Raw genomic sequence first — 5,036 nt, 5'->3', positions numbered from 1 at the left:
ACCGGGCCGAGGATCTGCTGTTCCTTCGGCGTGGTCACCAGCCGCAGCGGGCGCCACAGGTTCGCGCCCAGGGCCACCACGCCGTCGTCCTTGAGCTGGGTCAGCTGGTTCACCATCGGCGGCGGCAGCCGCCAGATCCGGCCGGCCAGCTGGGCCTGGCCCACCGGCAGGCGCTGCATCAGCACCAGGTCGGCGTTGTTCGCGGTGGCCGAGGCCTGCGGGTGCAGGTAGGGCAGCACGTACAGGGTGGTCTGCCAGGCCGAGCGGGGCGGGAACATCTCCTGCGGCACCGCGCCGCCGTCGTGCACCACCAGCAGCGGCCCGTCCTCCGAGGCCCTGGGCAGCTCGATCGGGGACAACCTGCGGATCTGCACCAGCGGCATCTGCTGCGCCTCAGGGCCCTGTCCGGCGGCCCTGGTGAGCACCTGCCAGGCCTGCGGGCGGCCGGTGGCGATGACCACCCAGGCGCCGATGGCCATCGCGCGCAGCGCCACCTGACGGGCCAGGTAGAGCCCGCCGACCGAGACAATCCGGGTGGGCTGGTTGCGCATCACCGACACGGTGAGCGGCTCGCCCTTGATCCCGGAGCCGAGCACCATGCCGCCGCGGTCGCCGGTGGGGCTGATCGCGTCCAGCATCTCCGGCGCGACCAGGAACTCCGGCGCGACGCCGAGGTCGGCCGCCTTGTTCTCCATCATGCGGCTGCTCATGTGTTCCCTCCCAGCGGCAGCGAGGCGGCGAAGGCGTCCAGCTGCTGGCCCTTCAACGGGGTCAGGCTGATGCCGATGTGGTTGCTGACCTGCTGCAGCCGGGTGTGCGCCGCGTCCAGCTCGGCGGGGTTGCGGGCGCTGACCCGCACCAGTCCGCGCAGTCCGACCTGGCCGGGCTCGCCGCTGGGCGCGATCGCCACGGACACCGTGGAGGACAGCGCGCGGATGCCGGTGAGCACGTTCAGGCTCTGCGCCACGCCCTTGGTGGACCAGCCGGTGACCGCGTAGCTGGCGTGCCCGATGCCGCCGGCGGTGACCCCGGTCCAGCGTTCGATCAGGCTGACCGGCTTGCCGGTGCCGGTGGCGCTGCTCAGCTCCGCGGCCGAGGTGGCCGAACGCAGCAGCTCGTCGGCGTCCAGCGGCCGGATCGGCACGCCGCGGGACTCCAGCGCGTTGCGCACCCGGGAGACCGCGCCGATCAGCGCGCGGTGCGCGCCGACCACGCCGCCGCCGCGTTCCCGCACCGCGGCGGGGCAGCGCTTGGGGTCCAGCCGGACCGCGATCCAGGTGGTGCGCCGGGCGGCCGCGGGCAGCGGGCCGAGCACCTCCAGGTAGGAGGCCAGCGCGGGCGAGGACGGCGGCAGGGCCGCGCTGCCCGGGTAGCAGTGCGTGATGACCTGGATGGAGTCCAGCACCACGCCGCGGTCCTCAAGACAGGGCGCGAGCGAGCTCAGCGGCAGCGGCGGGGTGGCGCCCACGTGCGAGACCATCTGCGGCGCCGGGTCGACCAGCAGCAGGGCGGTCCAGGTGCCCTCGTGCCAGGCCAGCCCGATCGGCCGGTCCTCGTGGTCCTTGCTGTGCGCCACCACCAGGTCCGGGAAGGCCAGCCGGAGCAGCCCGACCCGGACGTCCTCGGTGCCGGTGACCTTGGCGTCGGTGTCGGCGGCGGAGAGCGCCTGCTCCGGCGGCACCGGGTGCGCGACCCTGGTGTGCGTGCGGAAGCGGTAGCTGGTGGTCAGGCTGATCCACTGGGTCAGCCAGCGGCCGCGCATGCGGGCCAGCGCCAGGATCAGCGCCAGCCCGGCCACGCCGGCGGCCACCGGCAGCAGGGCGGTGTTGATCGCCAGCAGCACCAGCCCGAGCGCGCCGCCGATCTCCAGCACGACCAGGTTGGCGACCGGCAGCGCCCCGAGGGTGGCGCCGACCTCGCGCCGCCGGGCGCGCATCACGGTGCGCACCGCACCGGCCATGGCCGCCGGGCTCGGCGGCGCCGGCGGACGCTGCTGGGCAGACTGAGGTGTGGTCACGGACATCCGCCCTCTGTTGTTCCCCTCGTGGGCACGAAACGCTCCCTGATGGACCTGGCAGGTGGCAGCCGGTGGACGATGTGCGTGCGCCGGGCTCCGCCGAAGGAGTGTCGGGTTACCCCAACCGCACCCACGCGACCCGCCGATCCGGCTATCCTGCCGAACCGTACCGCGACCGGGAGAGCAGCAGGCCGAGAATGCCCTCAACACCTACCACCAAGTCCCAGGTTCACGCGTACCAGTTCGTGATTCGCAGGATGGAATCCGCACTGGTCCGCAAGGACGCGGTGATGTTGCACGAACCGACCCGCACCCAGACACGCGCGACCGTGGTCGGGGCGATCCTCGCCGCGGTCTGCTGCCTGGGTTTCATCGTCTGGGGCTACCTGGACCCGACCGGTAAAGCGCCGCCGGAGAGCGGCATCGTGATCAGCAAGCAGTCCGGCGCCGTCTACGTGGCGATGAACAACCCGACGAAGATGCTGGTCGCGACCCCGAACCTGGCTTCGGCCCGGTTGCTGCTGGTGGCCATGGGCGGCGGCGCGGGTCAGGCCACCGCGCCGGTGACAGTGGACGAGGCCTCGCTCACCGGGGTCTCCAGGGGCGCCTTCACCGGCATCCCCGGAGCGCCCGAGCTGCTGCCGACCGGCGAGCAGATCGTTTCACCCGATTGGGGCGTCTGCGATCAGCTGACCGTGGACCAGGCCGTGGTGAAGGGCGAGGAGAAGCCCGCGATCGACACCACCGCCTTCGGTGGCGTGACGAACCTGGGCCGCAAGCTCAAGGACGAAGAGGGCCTGTTGTTCAAGGCTCCCAACGGCAGCCACTACCTGGTCTTCGCCAGCGACCCGGCCAAGGGCCTGCCGGGCGCGGGCGCGGTGCGCGCCAAGATCGACATGACCAACAAGGCGCTGATGAACGCCATGCGCATCTCCAACCCGGTGCCGCGGCTGGCCTCCTCCGCGTTGATCAACGCGATCCCGGAGGTCAAGGAGCTCAAGCCGCTGGAGATCAGCGAGAAGGGCAGCAGCATCACCGCCTACCCCGCGCCCAGCGGCCGCAAGGTCGGCGAGGTGGTCAGGGAGCAGCGCGCGGACGGCAGCTTCGGCTACTACCTGCTGCTCAAGGACGGCGTGCAGGAGATCCCGCTGGCGGTGGCCGACCTGATGCAGACCGCCTCCGGCAGCAGCTCGGCCTGGGTCACCCTGGGGCCGGGCGCGGTGAGCAACCTGCAGCGCAGCAACACCGCGATCGACATGAAGGACTACCCGAGGGTGGTCCCGAAGATCGTCGGCGTGCTCGAGCAGGGCACCACCTGCCTGAACTGGGGCGTGCAGGGCGGCAAGCCGGTCACCTGGGTCGGCCTGGCCAGCGCCACGCCCACCCCGGACCCGAAGCTGAAGCCGGTCGAGCTGGCCCAGGCCGACGGCAGCGGGGACAAGGTCGACAAGTTCTTCATGCCGCCGGGCAAGGCCGCGGTGGTGCGCAGCACGACTTCGGAGAACAACTTCGGCTCCGGACCGATCTTCCTGGTCTCCGACCGGGGCGTGCGCTTCGGCATCCCGAACCAGAAGGTCGCCGAGGGGCTGGGGCTGGGCGCCGACTACCGGCCCGCGCCCGAGGTCATCCTGCGCACACTGCCGACCGGACCCATCCTGGATCCGAAGGAAGCCGCCCGGATCTTCGACACCGTGCAGGTGGACGAGACCGACCCCAAGCGACGGGTGATGCCCTCGCAGAACGCGCAGCCCGGCGGCGGCTGAGCCGCACCGCCCCGGCGGGAACCGGACACCCGGGCGCACCGTCGGAGTTGCGTGCGGACGGGCACCGAGAACTGGGGGCTGGAATGGCCAACAAGGTCAGAGTCGACACCGACTGGCTGAACGGGTACGCCAAGCAGGTCGCGGCGGCCGGTGACGAGCTGGGCCGGGCGGCGGGCTCGCTCGGCGCCAGCCCGCTCGGTCCGGAGGCCTTCGGCGAGCTGGGCAGGCAGCTGCGCACCGCCGAGTCCTACGCCAGGGCCGCCGAGCTGTTGCGCGGCCAGCTGGCCCGCGCGGGCGAGGTGCTGCGCTCGGCCTCCGGTGAGCTGGGCGAGGTGGTCAAGCACTACCAGGGCGGCGAGTCCGACAGCGCCAGCGGCCTGCGGCGCACCGAGGGGAGGCGCTGAGCATGGACTTCAGCTCGCTGCGCGCCCACCCCGAGCCGCTGACCGTCCCCCGCGACAGCGGCCCGGACGGCCGCGCCGCCGCCCGCGGCCTGGACGACCACCTGAACTACCTGTCCCGCACCGCCCGCCAGCTCGGCGTCGCCGACCCGGTCGAGGAATATTTCGGCCCGGTGGTCGGCCAGTGGAACGACATGCACGCCGAGGCCGCCCGCTGGCGCGCCGCGGCCCGCAGCCTGGACGACGTCGCGGCCAAGGTGACCAAGCCGCTGGGCGGCCTGGACTCGGTGTGGGACGGCGCGGACTCCGACGCCTTCCTGGACCACATGCGCAAGGTCGGCCTGGCAGGCGGCGGGGTCTCCGACGCCATGGTCGCCCTCGCCGACGCGCTGGACGCCACCGCGGACGGCCTGAGCCAGATCGTGCGCGACCTGGTCGAGGTGCTCGCCGACAGCGCGGAGAACGTCTCGGCCGCCATGGTCGTGCCGGTGCAGGGCGAGGTCAGGGCCAAGAAGTACCTGGACGACCAGCACCGCCCCACCAAGGAGCTCTTCGAAGCGGCCCGCCAGGTCCTGGAGGCCTTGGTGGGCCTGTGCGACGGCTTCGAGCAGGCCGACGCCTTCGCCGCCATCAAGCTCACCCACACCATGCCCGAGGCCAACTGGAACTTCGACGCCCCCAAGCCCCCAGCCCCCACCGAGGAGGGCACCAAGACCGCCAAGGGCGGCGACGGGGCCGGTGGCGGCGGAGGCGGTGGCTTCGGCGGCGGTGGGGCCGGTGGTGGCGGCGGTGGCCTCGGTGCCGGCGCCCCCGCCTCCAACAACGCACTCGTCGCCTACACGCCCTCCCGCGGCC

5 protein-coding genes are annotated in these 5,036 nt (G+C 72.7%); 3 read left to right on the top strand and 2 right to left on the bottom strand.

Annotation, left to right across the window (positions count from 1 at the left end; genetic code table 11):
* Window positions 1-710 (bottom strand): hypothetical protein (locus ACWDY5_RS41350; RefSeq protein WP_449727583.1); only part of this gene is annotated, 710 nt, incomplete at its 3' end.
* Window positions 707-1,936, bottom strand: a complete 1,230-nt coding sequence (gene eccE, locus ACWDY5_RS41345; RefSeq protein WP_449727584.1) for a type VII secretion protein EccE — start codon at window positions 1,934-1,936, stop codon at window positions 707-709. The genes ACWDY5_RS41350 and eccE, both read right to left, overlap by 4 nt.
* Before the next feature lie 278 nt (window positions 1,937-2,214).
* Here eccE and eccB point away from each other — a divergent pair, with 278 nt between their 5' ends.
* The 3 genes from eccB to ACWDY5_RS41330 all read left to right on the top strand — a co-directional run.
* Window positions 2,215-3,780, top strand: a complete 1,566-nt coding sequence (gene eccB / locus ACWDY5_RS41340) for a type VII secretion protein EccB (protein ID WP_449727582.1) — start codon at window positions 2,215-2,217, stop codon at window positions 3,778-3,780.
* An 83-nt stretch (window positions 3,781-3,863) separates the two neighbouring features.
* Window positions 3,864-4,184, top strand: coding sequence for a hypothetical protein (locus ACWDY5_RS41335; protein ID WP_449727581.1), 321 nt, complete (start codon window positions 3,864-3,866; stop codon window positions 4,182-4,184).
* A gap of 2 nt (window positions 4,185-4,186) precedes the next feature.
* The coding region (locus ACWDY5_RS41330; RefSeq protein WP_449727580.1) for a hypothetical protein at window positions 4,187-5,036 on the top strand (850 nt) is incomplete at its 3' end.

The sequence above is a fragment of the Crossiella sp. NPDC003009 genome, from assembly GCF_053591555.1.
Note: the sequence above shows the minus strand (reverse complement) of the source record. Positions and strands in the feature narration are given on the sequence as shown.